The sequence below is a fragment of the Limnohabitans planktonicus II-D5 genome (assembly GCF_001270065.2).
GTDB classification, from domain to species: domain Bacteria; phylum Pseudomonadota; class Gammaproteobacteria; order Burkholderiales; family Burkholderiaceae_C; genus Limnohabitans_A; species Limnohabitans_A planktonicus.
The window spans coordinates 15,994-32,328 of record NZ_LFYT02000015.1; the positions used below are offsets into that span (position 1 = coordinate 15,994).

Sequence of the window (16,335 nt, forward strand, 5' to 3'; positions counted from 1 at the left end):
TCGATGCTCGATGATCGCGCCAAGTTATTGCTCAAAGCCCTGGTGGAACGCTACATTGCGGACGGCCAACCCGTGGGCTCACGCACGCTGTCCAAAGCATCCGGTCTGGACCTGTCACCCGCGACCATCCGAAACGTCATGGCCGATCTGGAAGAATTGGGCCTGATCGCCAGCCCCCACACCTCGGCAGGGCGCATTCCCACCACCCGCGGCTACCGCCTGTTTGTGGACACCATGCTCACGGTGCAGCGAGAAGGCTTGCAAGCCCCGGCCTTGACGCCGGACCAGCCTCAAAAAGTCATCGCCAGCGCGGCCAACCTCTTGTCCAGTTTGTCCCAGTTCGTGGGCGTCGTCATGGCACCCAAACGGGCGTCGGTGTTCCGGCACATTGAATTTCTGCGTTTGTCCGAGCGGCGCTTTCTGGTCATCATCGTTTCGCCCGAAGGCGATGTGCAAAACCGCATCCTGTTCACTGAAATCGACTACTCCCAAAGCCAGTTGATCGAGACCTCCAATTACCTCAACACCCATTACGCGGGCATGGCCATTGAGCAAGTGCGCAGTCGGGTGCAGCAAGAGTTGGTCAGCCTGCAAGGCGAAATCGCCGCCTTGATGCAGGCAGCGGTTCAAGTCAGCTCGGAGGCCTTGACCGAAGATCACAACGAGGTGGTCATTTCCGGCGAACGCAATTTGCTGTCCGTCAGTGACTTTTCCAGTGACATGGGGCATTTGCGTCGTGCCTTTGAGCTGTTTGAACAAAAAACACAGCTCATGCGCCTGCTCGATGTGTCCAGCCAGGCCGAAGGGGTGCGCATCTACATCGGTGGCGAAAGCCAGATCGTGCCCATGCAAGAGTTGTCCGTCGTCAGCTCGCCCTACGAAGTGGATGGTCAGGTTGTGGGCACCTTGGGCGTGATAGGCCCCACCCGCATGCCCTATGACCGCATGATCCAGATCGTCAACATCACCTCCCGCTTGGTCAGCAATGCCTTGAGCCAGTCGAAATAAGCGCTTGCCAGCCACTACAATCACAGGCTTAGGTGGGGGCGTTAGCTCAGTTGGTTAGAGCAGAGGACTCATAATCCTTTGGTCCACGGTTCAAGTCCGTGACGCCCTACCATTCAAATCCTTTGAGTCACTTTGTACAACGCGACAAGGTGACTTTTTTATTGTGTCCCACTGAAACACCTGTCCCAAATTCGGGGGTGGCACTTCAGGCGGGCAGAACAGAAAGCTCTAAAGACTGCTGCATTCAAACGCAACCTTTGAACTGCTGCGCAACAGCACTCGCATACACACCCACTCAGCATGCAGATGGATACCTGTCCGGCAATGATTGAGCGGCTCTTCAGCAAGTTGACTGCAATGAGGCAGGTTGACAAGTTGGTTTGATGTTGGGGTGAATTTCGTCTGAGTTGTAAGGGTAGATTTATTGCTAAAAATTTTTTATAGCTTTAAAATTCGTATTCTTCCATTTTTAACTACGAAAGACTCAAAATGAATAAATCACTGATGGTTGCTATGGCTGCACTTTGCGCCTTTGCTTCAGGTTGTTCAACGCTTACGGGTGAAGGGACAGGTCAAAATCTTTCAATTATGACCTATACGACTGACAATAAAGACCTGACGGGCGCACAGTGTGAGCTGAAAAATGACGAGGGTACTTGGACTGCCGTGACACCTGCTACCGTGATGGTTCGTCGCTCAAACAAAGATTTGATGGTTAAATGTACGAAGTCTGGTTTGTCAGACGCTCGCGCTAATGTCGTATCAAAAACTAAAGGCAATATGTTTGGTAATATTATTTTTGGTGGCGGGATAGGTGCAATTATTGATCATAATAATGGAAGTGCTTATGAATATCCTTCGGTTTTGAAGCTCATTATGGGTCAAGATTCAAATATTAAAGAAGGCTCTCAGTAATTTTTATGAATTGAAGTGCCTGAGCATTTTTGCTCAGGCAATTATTAAGTATGATCAAAAATAAATATTTAAAACTTTATCCAGTTGCTTTAATTTTTTGTGTAGTATTTATATTTTATTTTTTTGGCAAAAAAGAAGAGTCAAGTAAAGAAGTCTATATTGGTCTTAGAGATTATATTCTTGAGGGGTTTTTGGTTGAATTGCCTGAGATAAACAAAAAATTACCCCATAAAATTGATAAAGAAACAACATTAATTTCAATAAAATACGAAAATAATAAAATTTTGAGTGTTTATGAACTGGCTTCGCAAGGAGTAAATCGAGAATTTTTAGAGAAAATTGAGCCAGCTATCAAGAAGCAAGAGTGCGATGATGATATGAAAAAAAAGTTTTTGGATGTTGATATTGATTTTCTGAATAGATACCAAAATTCAATGGGTGGTGTGATATATGAAATTTTGGTGAATTCATCCATTTGTTCGAAAATCTAATATATTTTATTAATTATTTTGTTCGAAAGTCCGCATATCGGTAGGTTTTTGTCTGTAAGTGCGATATGAGTTCAAACTTTGCTTGAAGGCCGATTTTGCCGGAGCCAAGCAGTCGTTTGGAACGTTTCATCACTTCACGCAAAGAGCTGTTAAGAGTCGCAATCTCAACTGTCAGTTCTTTATCGATTAATACGACATTCATATCAGTTGCAACCTTGCTTGAAATGGCAGTAGGGGTCCGTCTCTGGCAGCGTTCATCTCAAGCAAAACGTTCTTGTCTTTCTGTCCCCTGTCCAGCCGTGATGTGTGGTTGGTTGTGAGAATAACAATATGTTGCTTGTTGTTCATAACGTTTTTTTAAACTGTGCTCCCGAGTTCGACACGAAACGCGCTAAGTGCTTGATTTCATTAGAAACCGCTTAAAATTTTCCACGACAACAGGCTCAATTGGGCATAAGGCAGGCCCGATTGCGGCACCAAATTCCGATTTTTCACTTTTTTTGCCGCCGGCTTCAAAAAATCAGTCACACCTTGCCATTTAATTCAAGCACTTAGCCCACTTTTTTTCCCAAGTGGGTTTGTTTATTTGTGCCTTATGGGCACAGGGCAGGCATCAAGGCGGGGTGCAAAAGAAATGCCCGCACTTCCATCGAGTTTTTGGGGGTTTGTTCAAGCTCATTTTTTCGTCTCGGTCTGTCGCAATACGCGCACCATCGGCGACAGGTGATGGCGTTCAAGGACTTTGAATGGCCGAATTGAACTATGGGGTCATGTTTTGTGTTCACGCTGAACTTGCGGGCCCTCTGTCAAAATGTTCATTCCTTTTGAGCTTTCGGGCTTGTTCCCTCTTGGTGAAGGTGAAATTGATGCAAAAACGACACTTGATTCGCGCAGCCTTGGCCATGGCGTTGGTGTGGCCCGCTTTGTCTTTGGTACAAGCGCAGTCATATCCAAGCAAACCGGTGCGACTGATCGTGCCGTTTCCGGCGGGTGGGGCCACTGATTTGTTTGCCCGCACCTTGTCGCAAAAAATCAGCGAAAAACTGGGCCAGCCGCTGGTGGTGGAAAACCGCCCGGGCGCAGGCGGCACCCTGGGCTCGGACCTTGCAGCCAAAGCCACACCCGATGGCTATACCTTACTGCTGTCGACCTCCAGCACGCACTCGATTGGCCCCAACCTGAACCCGCGCATGCCTTACGACGCGGTGCGCGACTTCACACCAATCGCCCATTTGGGCAACGCGCCCAGCATCATGCTGGTGCCCAACAATTCGCCCGCTAAAACCGTCAAGGAATGGGTCGAATACGCCAAGAAAAACCCCGGCCGCCTGAACTACGCATCGAGCGGCAATGGCACCATCGTGCAGTTATCGGCCGAGCTTTTCAAGGCTCAGGCCGATGTGTTTGTAGTCCACATCCCCTACAAAGGTACGGCTCTGGCCATTCCCGATTTGGTCAGTGGCAAGGTGGATGTGCTGTTTGACAGCTTGCCCACCGGCTTGCCGCATGTGCGCGATGGTCGTTTGCGTGCGCTGGGGGTGACCTCACTCAAAGCAACGCCGTTGGCACCCGGTGTGCCCCCGATTGCCGATGTGCTGCCGGGTTATGAGTCCACCACTTGGTTTGGCCTGTTTGGTCCTAGGGGGTTGCAGCCTGGGGTGGTCAGCCGGTTGAACACCGCCGCCAACCAGGTGTTGCAAGACCCTGAAGTCATTGACAAGCTGCAAAGCTTGGGTATTGAGCCTGTGGGCAGCACGCCTGTGCAATTCACCACCATGTTGGCCAAGGAATCGGCCAAATGGAAAAAAATCATCAGTGAACGCAAGATCATGCTGGAGTGAGCAGCCTGTGCCAATCCGTTCTACAAGCGGGCATCTCATAAGCACATGTTCGCTGTCCAGTTTCGGCGGGATCTCCCGGGGCAAGGGTCATCAGCAGTTTTGGACAGGCTTTGTGGGTTATTGATCCGGAACGCTGAAGTTTGAAATGTGTGAAACATGTCACTCATGGTCGGCACTCGCAGAGTCCGACATGAGAGGTTTCGGCTCAGGCCCATGTCGGGGTCTTCGACCACCGACCTACAACATCTTTGAGCATTGAAAACTTCATGGGGCCGGATCAACAGATACGGGTTGACTCAGTGAAAATGGCCTTCAAAGCAATGGCGCAGTTCGTGTCCTATGGCCGCATGATTGGTTTTTGTACCGGTCACGATGGTGCATTCCTTGGTGGGCACGTTCCATACTGCGCAAGCGACAGGTGGTGACCAGTAAGCTTGGTTAGGGGTCATATGAGCAGCTTTTGCGCAGAACTTTGCGACGTCTTCGCGAACTTCCCACTTGATCTTGATCAGGTTCATGATCCGCTTTTCAGTGGAGAGTGGACTGAAACTCTCAAATTCTTTGGAGGGAATGACGCCACCGCCTGGGGTTTGACAGCCCGTCATCAATGACAGCATGGCCAAGGATGCGCCAATCAGCCAACTTCTCGTGGAGAAATTACTCAATGCTTGCTGCTTATAGGTCATGGTCAACTCCGTATTTGCTGAAAAATCTATTTTTATGTGAATTGTATCAATTTCAATGGTGTTTATGTAAATTTTAATCATTTGCATGTATTTGTCTTTTGTGGTAATTTTTATCCTTTGGCGTGGCAGCCGGTTTGCGCTGTGTAGGTGTATCGATTTGTGGGGTATCCAGGAGCCTGCACGGCTGCCCGTTTACTCAGCAAGGGTTCCGTTTGAAGGTGATGTCGCCTGAAGGGCTCGGCATGCAGGTGTTCTCTGCCAGAATGATTGAGCAGTGGCTTCTGAGGGCAATGTGTTGCTTTGACAGTTGCCACCCGGGATGTCTGCCTATTCAAGCTTGTAAGCCATGCACTTTCAAAACCAGTTCCCCTACACCAGCACCCGTTTGCCGCTGTTTGCGCGCAATGTGGTGTCCACCTCGCACCCGCTGGCCGCGCAGGCGGGACTGCGCATGATGCTCAAGGGCGGTAACGCGGTCGACGCTGCCATCGCCGCTGCTGCAGTCATCACCCTGACCGAGCCGGTGAGCTGCGGTTTGGGCTCGGACGCTTTCGCCATCCTCTGGGACGGCAAAGAGCTGCACGGCCTCAACTCGTCTGGTCCTGCCCCTGCCACCTGGACGCCCGAATACTTTCACCGCAAATACGGCACTGAGACCAAAACACCTCCCAAGCGCGGTTTTGACTCGGTCACCGTGCCCGGTGCCGTGGCCGGATGGGTGGCGCTCAGCGACCGCTTTGGCAAGCTGCCCTTTGCAGACCTGATGGAGCCTGCGATTGAAGTGGCCGAGCGCGGTTATTTGATTCCCGTGGTGGTGCAGCAAAAATGGGCTGCCGCCACGCCCGAGTTGCAATCGCAGCCCGGCTTTGCGCAAAGCTTTTTGCCCTGGGGTCGTGCGCCGCAAGTGGGTGAGTTGTTCCAGTTCAAGAACGCGGCGCGAGGCCTCAAGGCCATTGCCGCCACCAAAGGCCAAGCGCTGTATGGCGGCGAGATTGCCCAAGCCATTGAAAAATTTGCCAAGGACAACGGCGGCAGCATCACCGCCAAAGACCTGGCCGACTTCAAGCCCGAGTGGGTCAAGCCCATGGCGCAAGACTACCGGGGCTACACCCTGCACGAGATCCCGCCCAACGGCCAAGGCATCGCCGCCCTGATCGCGCTGGGCATCCTGTCCAACTTCGACTTGGCCAGCCACAAGGTCGACAGCGCCGACTCGCAGCACCTGCAGATCGAGGCCATGAAGCTCGCCTTTGCCGACACTTACCGCTATGTGGCCGATCCGCGCTTCATGGAGCTGCCGCCCGAGCAAATGCTGGACCCGGCTTATCTCGCTAGCCGCGCCAAGCTGATCGACATGAAAAAGGCGCAGGACTTCAAAGCGGGCAACCCGGTCAAGGGCGGCACGATTTACCTCACGGCTGCCGATGAAAATGGCATGATGATCAGTTTCATCCAGAGCAACTACATGGGCTTTGGTTCGGGTGTGGTGGAGCCGACTTACGGCATCAGCTTGCAAAACCGGGGCCATGGTTTCAGCACCGACTTGCAGGGCCAAAACCCCGCCAACCTGGTGTTGCCTGGCAAGCGCCCCTTCCAGACCATCATCCCGGCCTTTGTCACCAAAGACGGCCAGCCGGTCATGAGCTACGGCGTGATGGGCGGCAACATGCAGCCCCAGGGCCACATGCAAACCCTGGTGCGCATGCTCGACTACGGCCAGAACCCGCAAGCGGCGTGTGACGCACCGCGCTGGCGCTACAACACGGGCCTGAACATCAACGTCGAAGCCGCGATGAATGGCGGCACGGTGCAAGAGCTGATCGCTCGCGGCCACCAACTCGACATCATCAGCGACTCTTACCAGGACTTTGGCGCAGGGCAGTTCATCTGGCTCATGGGTGATCCGGCAGTGGAGGGCTACCAAGCTGCCAGCGATCCCCGCCGTGACGGTCAGGCCGTGGGCTTTTGATGGTCACTTCGGATTCGAACAAAGTCACGACGGGTTTGCTTTTGGCCGCGACCGGCGCTATCGCCTTCAGTGGCAAAGCCATCATTGTCAAATTGGCTTATCGCCACGGGGTGGATGCGGTGACGCTGCTGATGTATCGCATGCTGTTTGCGCTGCCCATGTTTTTGCTCATGGCCTGGTGGGCAGGGCGGGGCAAGGCCGTGTTGACTGGGCGTGACTGGCTGGGCGTGGTCGGCTTGGGCTTTTGCGGCTATTACTTGTCGAGTTTTCTGGACTTCTGGGGACTGGAGTTCATCAGCGCTTCTCTGGAGCGCCTGATTCTCTATCTCAACCCGACGCTGGTGCTGGTGCTGGGCTGGTTCTTGTTCAAAAAGCGCATCAGCCGCCGCCAGGGTGTGGCCATGGCCATCAGTTATTCGGGCGTTTTGCTGGTGTTCGGGCACGAAGTCAGCCTGGCTGGCACGCATGCCGCGCTGGGGGCCTTTTTGGTGTTTTTCAGCGCATTCACGTATGCCTTGTACCTGACTTACAGCGGCCAGATGGTGCAGCGCCTGGGCTCTTTGCGGCTGGCGGGGCTGGCTTCGTCGGCGGCCTGCTTTTTTTGTTTGCTGCAGTTTGCGCTGCTGCGGCCTTGGGCGGCCGCGCAGGTGGCTGAGCCGGTGCTGTGGTTATCGCTGCTCAACGCCACGGCCTGCACCGCCTTGCCGGTGCTGCTGGTCATGATGGCGATTGAACGCATTGGCCCGGGCCTGACGGCGCAGACGGGCATGATTGGCCCCATGTCGACGATTGTGATGGGTGTCCTGATTCTGGATGAGCCCTTCAATGTGTGGGTCATCGCGGGCACCTGTCTGGTGGTCAGCGGTGTGTTTTGGGTGACGCGGCCAGCTGGCCGCACCACGTGATTTTCAGGAGATCAAGATGGATTTGGGCATTGCAGGCAAATGGGCTTTGGTGGGCGGCGCAAGCAAAGGCTTGGGCTGGGGTTGCGCACGGGCATTGGCCCTGGAAGGCGTGAACGTGGTCATGGTGGCGCGCGGTGCTGAGGTGCTCGAAGCTGCTGCAAAGGAGTTGCGGTTCGAGGCCATGGTTGAAGCTGCTGCTGGATGGAAAACCCCACAGATCATCACCGTAGCCGTGGACATCACCACCGAGGCCGGCCGCGAAGCCATCTGGAACGTGGCCGGTGGCCCTGGCAAAAACTACGACATCGTGGTGACCAACGCCGGTGGCCCTCCGCCCGGCGACTTTCGCGACTGGGACCGCGAGGCCTGGATCAAGGCGATCGACGGCAATATGCTCACCCCGATCGAGCTGATCAAGGCCACGGTGGACGGCATGGCCGCACGCGGCTTTGGTCGCATCGTCAACATCACCTCCAGCGCGGTGAAGGCACCCATCGACGTGCTGGGCCTGTCCAACGGTGCCCGCAGCGGCCTCACGGGTTTTGTGGCGGGGGCATCGCGCAGCAAGATCGCGGGGCAGGGCGTGACCATCAACAACTTGCTGCCCGGCAAGTTCGACACCGACCGTATCCGTGCCACGCTGCCCGCGATGGCGCAAAAGCAGGGCAAAACGGTGGAAGAAATGCGTGCCATTCAACAAGCCCAAATCCCTGCGGGTCGCTACGGCAACCCGCAGGAGTTCGGTGCCATCTGTGCCTTCCTGTGCAGCCAGCACGCGGCTTATATGACTGGCCAGAATGTGCTGGCCGATGGCGGGGCGTATCCAGGCACGTATTGATGGACGACGATGTCGGACTCTGCGAGTGCCGATCTACAGTGGGCAGCGTTACCTTGTAGGTCGGCGGTCGAAGACCCCGACGTGTGGGCGTTGTGCAGACCCTGCACGAACGGGCTGCAAGGTCCAGCAGGCCAATGTCGGACTCTGCGAGTGCCGATCTACAGTGGGCAGCGTTACCTTGTAGGTCGGTGGTCGAAGACCCCGACGTGTGGGCGTTGTGCAGACCCTGCACGAACGGGCTGCAAGGTCCAGCAGGCGAATGTCGGACTCTGCGAGTGCCGACCTACGGGGGACAGCGCTAACTTGTAGGTCGTTGGTCGAAGACCCCGAGGTGTGGGCGTTGCGCAGACCCCGCACGAACGGGCAGCAAGATCCAGCAGGCGAATGTCGGACTCTGCGAGTGCCGACCTAAGGGGGGCAGCGTTACCTTGTAGGTCGGCGGTCGAAGACCCCGACGTGTGGGCGTTGTGCAGACCCTGCATGAACGGGCTGCAAGGTCCAATAGGCTAATGTCGGACTCTGCGAGTGCCCAGCTACGGGGCGTGAGTTGTTCGCTCAATCGACCCGGGCCCCGCTGGCCTTGACCACGTTTTCGTAGCGGGCCAGCTCTTTTTTCATGAAGACGCCGAATTGTTCAGGGGTGTTGCCAACGGGTTCGGCCAGCAGTTGGCCGAAACGTGTTTTGGTTTCGGGCGCTTGCAGCGCCGCCACAAAAGCCTTGTTCAGCCGATCTACTACATCGCGTGGCGTGGCCGCCGGGGCCACCAGGCCCCACCAGGTGTCAATTTCAAAACCCTTGAGTGTTTCGCTCATGGCGGGGATGTCGGGCAGGGTGCTGCTGCGTTGACCGGTGGTCACGGCCAGGGCCTTGAGTTTGCCCGCCTTGATGTTGGGGGCAGCGGTGGCCAGGTTGTCGAAATTGAAGTCCACCTGGCCCGACAGCAAGGCCAGCTGGGCCGGGTTGCCGCCGTTGTAGGGGATGTGCACCGCAAAAATGCCAGCGGCCCTTTTGAACATTTCACCTGCCAAGTGTCCGGCACTGCCGTTGCCGCCCGAGCCAAAGTTCAACTTGGCCGGATTGGCTTTGGCGTAGGCCACCAGATCGGCCAAGGTGTTGATTTTGAGGCGCTGCGCCGTCTCGGCGTTCATCACCAGCACATTGGGCACGCGCAGCATTTGGGTGATGGGTGCAAAGTCCCGGCTGGCGTCGTAAGGCATCTTGGCAAACAGCCAGGGGTTGATGGCATGTGTGGCCGTGGCTGCAATGCCGATCGTCAGGCCGTCGGGCGCGGCCTTGGCCACCAGGTCCGCGCCCAGATTGCCGCCCGCGCCAGGACGGTTTTCAATGATCACGGTGCCCAGGCTGTCTTTGACACGCTCGGCCAAGGCCCGGGCGGTCACGTCGATGGGGCCACCCGGCGCATAGGGCACGATGATGCGGATCGGTTTGCTTTGGGCCCAGGCGGGTACGGCCATGCTGGCGGCCAAAGCGCTCAGGCAGAAATCGCGGCGTTGCATGATGTGTCCTTTTTTTCATGTCGTCATGTAGGTCGGTAGCTTCAGCCCCGACATGGGCTCTGGCCGAAATCCAAAGTGTCGGCGCTCAAGCTCCGACCTGCTGGGCAGCTTGTCGTTCAGACCTTGGCTTTGTCCGCTTCAGATGTGAACGAATCGGCATAGAACTCTTCTTCGGGCAATCCACCTTGCGCCACGTAGTCGCGCTTGGCCGAATCCACCACGATGGGGGCACCGCACGCATAGACCTGATATCCCGATAAATCAGGAAAGTCCTGCAACACCGTTTGATGCACAAAGCCGGTGCGGCCATTCCATTGGTCTTCGACCTCGGCGTTCGAGATCACGGGCACGTAGCGCAGGTTGGGCATCTCGGCCAGGCGGGCTTCCATCCAATCGGCCATGTACAGGTCGGCCGGTCGGCGGCCGCCCCAGTACAGCGTGGCCGGGCGGGTGATGCCGCGGTGCTGCATGTGCTCGATCAAGGCTTTGATGGGCGCAAAGCCCGTACCCGAAGCCAGCAACACGATGGGCTTGTCACTGTCTTCACGCAGGTAAAAGCTGCCATAAGGGCCTTCGGCACGCAGGATGTCTTTTTCCTTCATGGTCGTGAAGACTGGGTCGGTGAACTTGCCGCCCGGCATGTGGCGGATGTGCAGCTCCACTGTTGGCGGGGTCACTTCCAGGGTGTGTGGGGCTTTGGCCATGCTGTAGCTGCGGCGTGAGCCATCGCGCAGCAAAAACTCGATGTACTGACCGGCGTGGAACTTCATCACGTCGTTGGCGGGCAGTTGCAGTTTCATCACGATCACATCGTGCGATTTTTTCTCCAGACTGACCACGCGCACCGGCATTTTCTTGACGGGCAGGCCGCCTTCTGCCGTCACTTGCTTGGATTCGAGCACCACATCGCTTTGGGCCGTAGCGCAGCAGGTCAGCACCAAGCCTAGGGCTTCTTCTTCGTCGCTCAGGGCTTTGGCCTGGTGCGGACCATGCACCACGGTGCCCGAGATTTTTTTGCATTTGCACGAACCGCAAGCGCCGTCTTTGCAGCCATAAGGCAAGCCAATGCCTTGGCGGATGCCAGCGGCCAGCAAGGTTTCATTGTTGTCGGCGGTGAAGCTGCGGCCGCTGGGCTGCACGGAAATTTGAAAGCTCATCTTTTGGGTATCCTTGAGGGCTTGACTTTGACCCGGAACCCCTGATTTTGCCTTCAAACCAGACTCCTCTTGGCGCTTTGCCCGCCCGCTTTCGTCGCCAGCGTGTCCTGATCGTGGGCTGTGGCGATGTGGGCTTGCGCACCGCTGGACAGCTGGGCGCGCCCAAAAGCCAGCGCGTGCGCTTGATGGCGCTGACTTCTTCGCCCGAGCGCCTGCGTTTGCTGCGCGCTTGCGGCATCACCCCTTTGCAGGGCAATCTGGACGATGCGGCCAGTCTGCAGCGCCTGGCGGGCATTGCCCACCGGGTGATTCACCTGGCCCCGCCCCCAACCGACCGCCGGGGTGAATCACAACGAGACCCGCGCAGCCTGGCCTTAGTGCGCGCTTTGCGCTTGCGCACGCCACCACAGGCGCTCGTTTATGGCTCCACCACGGGTGTTTATGGTGATTGCGGCGGGTTGTTCGTTCATGAAACTCGCACCGTGAACCCGCACACCCCTCGCGCCCAGCGCCGGGTGGATGCCGAACACTTGATGCGGTTTTTGGGGCGCAGTGGTGTGCGGGTGAGCCTGTTGCGCATTCCCGGCATCTACGCACCAGACCGCGAGGGCGGCACACCCCGCGAGCGTTTGCTCAAAGGCACGCCGGTGCTGGTGTCCAAAGAAGACGTGTACACCAACCACATCCACGCCAACGACCTGGCGCGCGCTTGTGCTGCCGCTTTGTGGCGCGGCAAGCCACAGCGCGTGGTCAACGTGAGCGATGACACCGACTTGAAGATGGGCGACTACTTTGATTTGGCCGCCAGCCTGTTCGGCTTGCCCAAACCGCCCCGTATTTCGCGCGGTGACGCCAACACTGCGCTGCCCCTGATGCTGCTGAGCTTCATGAGCGAGTCCAGGCGTCTGGACAACACGCGCATGAAGCAGGAGCTGCGGCTGAAGCTGCTTTATCCGCATGTGCGCGATGGCTTGAGCCCGCAGGGCCAGTTGATCTGACCTCTTCTGGAGAACCATGATGAACGCCTTGCGCATCGACAAATGGCTGTGGGCCGCCCGTTTTTTCAAGACCCGCAGCATCGCCAGCGAAGAAATCGGCAAGAGTCGCGTGCAGATCAACGGCCAGGATGCCAAAGCCTCGCGTGAGGTCAAGACGGGCGACACGGTGCGCCTGCGCCAGGGCGCGATCGAGCGCACGGTAAAGGTCTTGGGCGTGAGCGGTGTGCGTGGCCCGGCACCCGTGGCGCAAGGGCTTTACGAAGAAACCCCTGAAAGCATCGAAGCCCGCCAAAAAGCCGCCGAGCAACACCGCCTGGCCCGCGAACCGGCGCTCAGCATTGAACAAGGTCGGCCCACCAAACGCGACCGCAGGCAAATCGAGCGTAACTGGAACGACCGATGGAGTGCGGGGATCGATTCTTGAACTTTCCATTTTTCAGGCATCGACGCATGGTGCATGTGGTGGCGCTCACCCTGATGGCCTGTGTAGCGCTGCCTGTGGCGCTCATGGGTGGCGTGATGGTGTGGCAGTTGCAACGGGGTTTTGACCAGTATTTGCAAAACCACGATGCGCAGCGGCTGACGCGCATGGCCCGCTTGCTGGAGCAGGAAAGCACCGGTCCAGAAGAGCCTGCATGGCTACAGCGACCATGGCCACAGACACTTCGCAATCTGAACCGTCAGCTGCGCATGGAGGGCGATGGCTTGAGCGTGCAGCAAAGGCCTCCAGGTGGCCCACCCCGTGAGGGTCCGCCCCTTGCGCAGGTTGGCGACGGTCCTTCATATGACGATTTGGCCAATCCACCCCCGCCTCGCAACGAGGCTCAAGGTGGTCGACATCCGCCGCCAGCCGGCTTGGATCGCCGCATCACCTTGCTCGACGCCCAGGGGCGCATTCTGGCGGGGCCGCGCCCGGAACCCGGTATTCCCAGCGTCCGTGAGGCTGTGCGTGGGCGTGATGGCGTGGTGGCTTATTTGCAATTGCGGGTGGTCAGGGCATTGCCCGATGCGTTGGGGCAACGTTTCTTGCGTGAGCAATTCGTCACCATCGTGGCTCTGGCTGCAGTTTTGCTGATGTTGGCGGGACTCTTGGCCGTGTGGCTGGCCCGTGGGGTGGCGCGCCCTTTGCAGGCGGTCACGGACACTGCGTCGCGCATCGCGTCAGGCGATTTGGCCACCCGTGTGGTCACCGTTTCAGGCGGTACGGGTGTGGCAGAGCTCGATGCCTTGATGCACCACATCAACCAAATGGCGCAGTCCTTGGAAACCCAGCAGCACCGGCAAAAACGCTGGATAGCCGATATTTCTCATGAGTTACGCACGCCCCTGGCCGTTTTGCAGGGGGAGGTTGAAGCCCTGATCGACGGCATCAGGGTCATGGACGTGGCCGCCATGCAATCCTTGCGCGAGGAATTGCTGCGCATCGGTGCATTGGTGCAGGACTTGCATCTGCTGTCTTTGGCCGATCTGCATGCATTGCCTTGTGATTTTGAGGAGGGCGATGCATGGGCCTGTGTGCTCAAAGTGGTGCAGCGTTTTGACTTGCGTGCCAAGTTGGCGGGCATTCGCTTGCATTGCGAAAGGTCTGACGCCGACCCGCTGATGGTGGTCTGGGACTTTCAGCGGATGGCGCAGGTGTTGGGCAATCTGATCGACAACAGTCTGAATTACACCCACCAGCCCGGCAGCACGCACATCAGCATGGAGGCCGTGGGCAGCGAAGTGCAGATCACCGTGGAGGACTCCGCGCCCGGCGTGCGTGACGAAGATCTGTTGAAGTTGCTCGACCCTTTGTACCGCGCACAGCTTCACCGGGCCCGTCCAGTGGGTGCAGGGGTATCTGGCAGCGGCCTTGGCTTGTCGATTGTGCAGGTGTTGGTTCAGGCTCATGGAGGGCATGTGCTTGTGACGCACTCCGCACATGGCGGCTTGAAGGTCGTGCTGACCCTGCCCAGGGTGTCCGGGTCATGAATTCGGTGAACCCTGTAACCCATGTGTTGGTTGTCGAAGACGACCCGAAAATTGCTCAAGTGGTGTTGGACTATTTGTGCAGCGAAGGCCACAGTGCGCAGGCCTCGCACGACGGTCTGGCTGCCATGGCCTTGATCCGTGAGCGCATGCCTGATCTGTTGATCCTCGATGTGATGCTGCCCGGCATGGATGGCTTGGCCATTTGCCAGGAAGTGCGGCGTTTGAGTGAAGTGCCCATCATCATGCTGACCGCCCGCGTTGACGAGGTCGATCGCCTGCTGGGGCTGGACAGCGGGGCCGACGACTATGTCACCAAACCCTTCAGTCCTCGGGAGTTGATGGCACGGGTGCGCAACTTGCTGCGGCGCTACAAGGGTCAGTGGGAGCTTTCCCAGAGTCTGTGGCAAGTTGATGAGGCCGGACTGCGTGTGGCTTGGCGTCGAACTTGGCTGGACCTCACCCCGGTGGAATTTCGAATATTCAGCCGTTTGCTCGCGCAGCCGGGCCGGGTTTTTTCACGATCCCAGCTGATTGATGGCATGCATGCTGACCAGCGCGACATCAGTGACCGGACAATTGACAGCCACATCAAGAATTTGCGCAAAAAAATCCAGTCCATTGAACCCGAAACCGAGTGCATCGCCTCGGTTTATGGTGTCGGTTACCGCTTTGACGCGCCCAGCCATTGAGGCGAACGCGGTGATCTGCCGGGCATCCTTAATTCCTCCATTTTTGCGGCGTACCTTGCGGGTGTCGTTAACTGATGGAAATCAAAATGGAAGTTCGAATGATCAGCTGGGCAGGGTTGCTCTGTGCTGTGTTTCTGCTGGTTGCTTGTGGGGGCCAAAATGCCAGCCCGCAGACCCCGCCGACTGTGTTGCCTACGCAGTTGAGTGTGTCGCAGGCGCTGTTTGCTGAAAAAGCCTTATCGGCCAACGGGCAGATGGCCTGTGCCAGCTGCCACACCGATGACAACGCCCATGCCGATGCGACCGGCACGCTTTTGCCCCTCGGTGGCCAGTCCATGACGGTGCAGGGCTTTCGCAGCAGTGCGACCTTGCATTACCTTGAGTCCAACAAGGCGTTTCGTTTTGAGGCGGATCAACCCTTTGGCGGGTTTACCTGGGACGGCCGTGCCAGCAGCCGTGCCGAACAAGCGGCGGGTCCTTTGCTGGATTCTGGCGAAATGGCCAACGCCGACGTGGCGGCTGTCGCTGCCAAGGTGCGACAGTTGCCTTACTTCGGTGATTTCGCCAGTGTCTTCGGTCTACCTGCAGCGCCCAGCGATGCGCAAATTTTTGAACATTTGCAAACCGCCTTGCAGACCTATCAACAGAAAGACCCGGACTATCTGCTGTTCAACAGCAAGTTTGATCGTTATTTGGATGGCAGCGCGACACTCACCGTGCAAGAAGCCCGGGGATTGGCCGTGTTCAATGATGCGAACAAGGGCAATTGCGCCAGTTGCCACACCAGCAAGACTGGCAGACTGGGTGAACGTCCGTTGTTCACCAACTTCAGCTACGCGGCGTTGGGTTTACCACGCAATCCTCAAATACAGGCCAATGACGACCCCCGTTTTTTTGACATGGGCTTGTGTGGTCCCAAACGGACAGACTTGAGTGCACGCAGTGATCTTTGTGGACAGTTCAAAGTGCCGACATTGCGCAATATCGAGTTGACAGCGCCCTATTTTCACAATGCCAGTGTGGCCACATTGACCGACGCCGTGGCTTTTTACGCGACCCGTGACCTTGAACCTGAGCGCTGGTACCCCACGATCAATGGGGTGGTGCAGCGCTTCAACGATTTACCAGCGCCGTTGCGTAACAACGTCTTGATGTCCAGACCCTTTGGCCGACGCCAGGGCGACACACCAGTGTTGAGTGCGACGGATGTGACCGATTTGGTGGCTTTCCTGAAAACATTGACCGATGATCGAACGGCCCCACCGGGCACGCCTCTGGTCAAAAAGTGAAAGTTGCAAATATCAGCCACTGAAACTCCAGACAGTGGCATGCCAGTCTGACTGAGTAAA

General features: G+C 57.0%; 15 protein-coding genes and 1 tRNA gene. 13 read left to right on the plus strand and 3 right to left on the minus strand.

The window, feature by feature from the left end:
- Positions 1 to 3 precede the first annotated feature (3 nt).
- The 5 genes from hrcA to H663_RS32615 all read left to right on the plus strand — a co-directional run bounded on the left by hrcA (position 4) and on the right by H663_RS32615 (position 4,255).
- On the plus strand, positions 4 to 1,008 hold the full coding sequence (gene hrcA, locus H663_RS32590; protein WP_053170858.1) for a heat-inducible transcriptional repressor HrcA: 1,005 nt from the start codon (positions 4 to 6) through the stop codon (positions 1,006 to 1,008).
- Positions 1,009 to 1,043: 35 nt separating this feature from the next.
- Positions 1,044 to 1,120: transfer RNA gene (locus H663_RS32595), tRNA-Ile, on the plus strand.
- A gap of 377 nt (positions 1,121 to 1,497) precedes the next feature.
- A complete protein-coding gene (locus tag H663_RS32600; RefSeq protein WP_053170855.1) occupies positions 1,498 to 1,923 on the plus strand; it encodes a hypothetical protein in 426 nt (141 codons plus the stop codon).
- A 50-nt stretch (positions 1,924 to 1,973) separates the two neighbouring features.
- Positions 1,974 to 2,414, plus strand: a complete 441-nt coding sequence (locus H663_RS32605; protein ID WP_053170852.1) for a hypothetical protein — start codon at positions 1,974 to 1,976, stop codon at positions 2,412 to 2,414.
- An 866-nt stretch (positions 2,415 to 3,280) separates the two neighbouring features.
- On the plus strand, positions 3,281 to 4,255 hold the full coding sequence (locus H663_RS32615) for a Bug family tripartite tricarboxylate transporter substrate binding protein (protein ID WP_053171636.1): 975 nt from the start codon (positions 3,281 to 3,283) through the stop codon (positions 4,253 to 4,255).
- Positions 4,256 to 4,551: 296 nt separating this feature from the next.
- Here H663_RS32615 and H663_RS32620 read toward each other — a convergent pair whose 3' ends face one another.
- Entirely contained in the window at positions 4,552 to 5,028 is a 477-nt protein-coding gene (locus H663_RS32620; protein WP_240620522.1) for a hypothetical protein, read from the minus strand.
- A gap of 259 nt (positions 5,029 to 5,287) precedes the next feature.
- Between H663_RS32620 and H663_RS32625 the strand changes: the two genes are divergently transcribed.
- The 3 genes from H663_RS32625 to H663_RS32635 are packed head-to-tail and all read left to right on the plus strand — an operon-like array spanning position 5,288 to position 8,653.
- Positions 5,288 to 6,910 (plus strand): gamma-glutamyltransferase family protein, encoded by a 1,623-nt coding sequence (locus H663_RS32625; protein WP_053170844.1) that lies wholly within the window; start codon positions 5,288 to 5,290, stop codon positions 6,908 to 6,910.
- The gene (locus tag H663_RS32630; protein ID WP_053170843.1) at positions 6,910 to 7,815 is read left to right on the plus strand and encodes a DMT family transporter; all 906 of its coding nucleotides are present in this window, start codon (positions 6,910 to 6,912) and stop codon (positions 7,813 to 7,815) included. The genes H663_RS32625 and H663_RS32630 overlap by 1 nt, the downstream gene beginning before the upstream one ends.
- Positions 7,816 to 7,831: 16 nt before the next feature.
- The gene (locus tag H663_RS32635) at positions 7,832 to 8,653 is read left to right on the plus strand and encodes an SDR family oxidoreductase (protein WP_053170838.1); all 822 of its coding nucleotides are present in this window, start codon (positions 7,832 to 7,834) and stop codon (positions 8,651 to 8,653) included.
- A 555-nt stretch (positions 8,654 to 9,208) separates the two neighbouring features.
- Here the strand turns inward: H663_RS32635 and H663_RS32640 are convergent.
- Positions 9,209 to 10,171 carry a Bug family tripartite tricarboxylate transporter substrate binding protein gene (locus H663_RS32640; protein ID WP_053170834.1) on the minus strand — a complete coding sequence of 321 codons (963 nt, stop codon included), beginning with the start codon at positions 10,169 to 10,171 and terminating at the stop codon, positions 9,209 to 9,211.
- A gap of 116 nt (positions 10,172 to 10,287) precedes the next feature.
- Positions 10,288 to 11,328 carry a CDP-6-deoxy-delta-3,4-glucoseen reductase gene (locus H663_RS32645; protein WP_053170831.1) on the minus strand — a complete coding sequence of 347 codons (1,041 nt, stop codon included), beginning with the start codon at positions 11,326 to 11,328 and terminating at the stop codon, positions 10,288 to 10,290.
- A 47-nt stretch (positions 11,329 to 11,375) separates the two neighbouring features.
- Between H663_RS32645 and H663_RS32650 the strand changes: the two genes are divergently transcribed.
- The 5 genes from H663_RS32650 (at position 11,376) to H663_RS32670 (ending at position 16,275) form a co-directional block, all read left to right on the plus strand.
- Positions 11,376 to 12,326, plus strand: a complete 951-nt coding sequence (locus H663_RS32650; RefSeq protein ID WP_053170828.1) for an SDR family oxidoreductase — start codon at positions 11,376 to 11,378, stop codon at positions 12,324 to 12,326.
- A 19-nt stretch (positions 12,327 to 12,345) separates the two neighbouring features.
- Complete coding sequence (locus H663_RS32655) at positions 12,346 to 12,750, plus strand: RNA-binding S4 domain-containing protein (protein WP_053171632.1); 405 nt, start codon at positions 12,346 to 12,348, stop codon at positions 12,748 to 12,750.
- A complete protein-coding gene (locus H663_RS32660) occupies positions 12,747 to 14,297 on the plus strand; it encodes an ATP-binding protein (RefSeq protein ID WP_165803912.1) in 1,551 nt (516 codons plus the stop codon). The genes H663_RS32655 and H663_RS32660 overlap by 4 nt, the downstream gene beginning before the upstream one ends.
- Complete coding sequence (locus H663_RS32665; RefSeq protein WP_053170822.1) at positions 14,294 to 14,986, plus strand: response regulator; 693 nt, start codon at positions 14,294 to 14,296, stop codon at positions 14,984 to 14,986. Before H663_RS32660 ends, H663_RS32665 begins: the two co-directional genes overlap by 4 nt.
- Positions 14,987 to 15,072: 86 nt before the next feature.
- Positions 15,073 to 16,275 carry a cytochrome-c peroxidase gene (locus tag H663_RS32670; protein WP_165803913.1) on the plus strand — a complete coding sequence of 401 codons (1,203 nt, stop codon included), beginning with the start codon at positions 15,073 to 15,075 and terminating at the stop codon, positions 16,273 to 16,275.
- The last annotated feature ends 60 nt before the right edge of the window (positions 16,276 to 16,335 follow it).

Bases quoted from the DNA above. Each gene is read 5' to 3' on its own strand.
- H663_RS32605 (WP_053170852.1), top strand. From the start codon at position 1,974: ATGATCAAAAATAAATATTTAAAACTTTATCCAGTTGCTTTAATTTTT.
- H663_RS32640 (WP_053170834.1), bottom strand. From the start codon at position 10,171: ATGCAACGCCGCGATTTCTGCCTGAGCGCTTTGGCCGCCAGCATGGCC.
- H663_RS32600 (WP_053170855.1), top strand. From the start codon at position 1,498: ATGAATAAATCACTGATGGTTGCTATGGCTGCACTTTGCGCCTTTGCT.
- H663_RS32615 (WP_053171636.1), top strand. From the start codon at position 3,281: ATGCAAAAACGACACTTGATTCGCGCAGCCTTGGCCATGGCGTTGGTG.
- hrcA (WP_053170858.1), top strand. From the start codon at position 4: ATGCTCGATGATCGCGCCAAGTTATTGCTCAAAGCCCTGGTGGAACGC.
- H663_RS32620 (WP_240620522.1), bottom strand. From the start codon at position 5,028: ATGCAAATGATTAAAATTTACATAAACACCATTGAAATTGATACAATT.
- H663_RS32665 (WP_053170822.1), top strand. From the start codon at position 14,294: ATGAATTCGGTGAACCCTGTAACCCATGTGTTGGTTGTCGAAGACGAC.
- H663_RS32630 (WP_053170843.1), top strand. From the start codon at position 6,910: ATGGTCACTTCGGATTCGAACAAAGTCACGACGGGTTTGCTTTTGGCC.
- H663_RS32625 (WP_053170844.1), top strand. From the start codon at position 5,288: ATGCACTTTCAAAACCAGTTCCCCTACACCAGCACCCGTTTGCCGCTG.
- H663_RS32635 (WP_053170838.1), top strand. From the start codon at position 7,832: ATGGATTTGGGCATTGCAGGCAAATGGGCTTTGGTGGGCGGCGCAAGC.
- H663_RS32655 (WP_053171632.1), top strand. From the start codon at position 12,346: ATGAACGCCTTGCGCATCGACAAATGGCTGTGGGCCGCCCGTTTTTTC.
- H663_RS32645 (WP_053170831.1), bottom strand. From the start codon at position 11,328: ATGAGCTTTCAAATTTCCGTGCAGCCCAGCGGCCGCAGCTTCACCGCC.
- H663_RS32670 (WP_165803913.1), top strand. From the start codon at position 15,073: ATGGAAGTTCGAATGATCAGCTGGGCAGGGTTGCTCTGTGCTGTGTTT.